Source organism: Vibrio sp. Vb0667 (assembly GCF_033391095.1).
In genome coordinates this window covers 1-1349 of the sequence record NZ_JAWPOL010000197.1, presented here as the reverse complement: position 1 = coordinate 1349, position 1349 = coordinate 1, and the positions used below count along the sequence as shown (strand labels likewise).

Genomic DNA, 1349 nt, shown 5'->3' with positions numbered 1-1349 from the left:
GAGCGAAGCAGGGCTACGAGTACAAGTATGATGAGCAATCCCAAGCGCCGTACTTGTGGAATCCTGAAAAGAAAGTTTTTATCTCTTACGAAGATCAACGCTCGATCAAAGCCAAAGCAAATTGGGCGAAACAAGCGAACTTAGGTGGCATTTTTACTTGGGAATTGTCGGGCGACCCGCAAGGCGAGCTTGTTGAGGTGATGTACCAAGAAATGCAGAAATAAATGGAAATCGTGGTTTAAAACCGACATCACTAAAGCCATCGTTAATCTATGATGGCTTTTTCTTCTTTATTGTCTTTCACAAAGCTAACCAGTTGGTCAAAAGAGAGTGGCTTGGAGTAGAAATAACCTTGAATCAAATCACAGCCACACGCTTCTAATTGGTCGCGTTGGCGTTGCGTTTCGACCCCTTCAGCTAAGACTTTCATTTCGAAGTTTTTGCCAATAGCGATGATGTTTTTCACCATATTCAGCGCTTTTTTATCGTGCTCAATATTGTCGACAAAGCTCTTGTCAATTTTAACTTCATCAATCGGCAATGTTCTCAACATGCTTAGTGACGAGTAGCCCGTTCCGAAATCATCCAATGAAATCTTAAAGCCCAAAGCGTGCAAGCGCTCGCAAGTTGGAGAGAACTTTTCTAGATCTTCGATAAACAAGTTCTCGGTGATTTCTAACGTGATTCTATTGCAATCAAGATGGTATTTGTCCATCGCCGCCATCAAGCGCTCTATAAATTTGGCGTGTAGGAACTGCTTGACGGAAATATTGATCGACATCTGAATTGGGGTGGCAAGATGGGTTGTCAGTAAGCCCATATCTTCAAGGCTCTTTTCGATGATCAACTCACCCAATCGCACCATCAAACCAGAGCTTTCAGCGACAGGAACAAATTCGTTAGGTGGCACTTTGCCCAGTTCCTCGTCTTCCCAACGAACAAGCGCCTCAACACCATAAATCTCGCCATTAATGTTTAACTGCGGTTGATAAGCCATAAACAGCGTTTGCTTCTCAATCGCAAGCCTCAGACGTTGCTCGACTTTCATCTTGTGCAGATGACTTGCTTGCATCTCCTGATTAAACAGACTGTACGCATTACGCTGTTTCTTCGCTTGATACATGGCGATATCTGCAGAAAGCAGCAGCGCGTCTAAGTTGTCGCCGTGCATTGGGTAGAACGCAATCCCAATGCTGCAACTGAGCAGGAACTGGTTATCGTTAACGTTATATGGTTTGGAAAGCGTTTGAATCAGCTCGCTTGCTAGATCTTTGATGGTCTCTTCATCAGTTCGATTAACGATAAAGATGAACTCGTCGCTTGCCTCACGGACGATCAAACGACCTTCG

At 44.3% G+C, this 1349-nt stretch carries 2 protein-coding genes; one reads left to right on the top strand and one right to left on the bottom strand.

The window, feature by feature from the left end:
* On the top strand, window positions 1-224 hold a 224-nt coding region (locus tag R8269_RS24575; protein WP_318222825.1), incomplete at its 5' end, for a glycosyl hydrolase family 18 protein.
* Window positions 225-265: 41 nt separating this feature from the next.
* Here the strand turns inward: R8269_RS24575 and R8269_RS24570 are convergent.
* Window positions 266-1349, bottom strand: a 1084-nt coding sequence (locus R8269_RS24570; RefSeq protein ID WP_318222824.1) for a bifunctional diguanylate cyclase/phosphodiesterase, incomplete at its 5' end; no start/stop codon positions are given.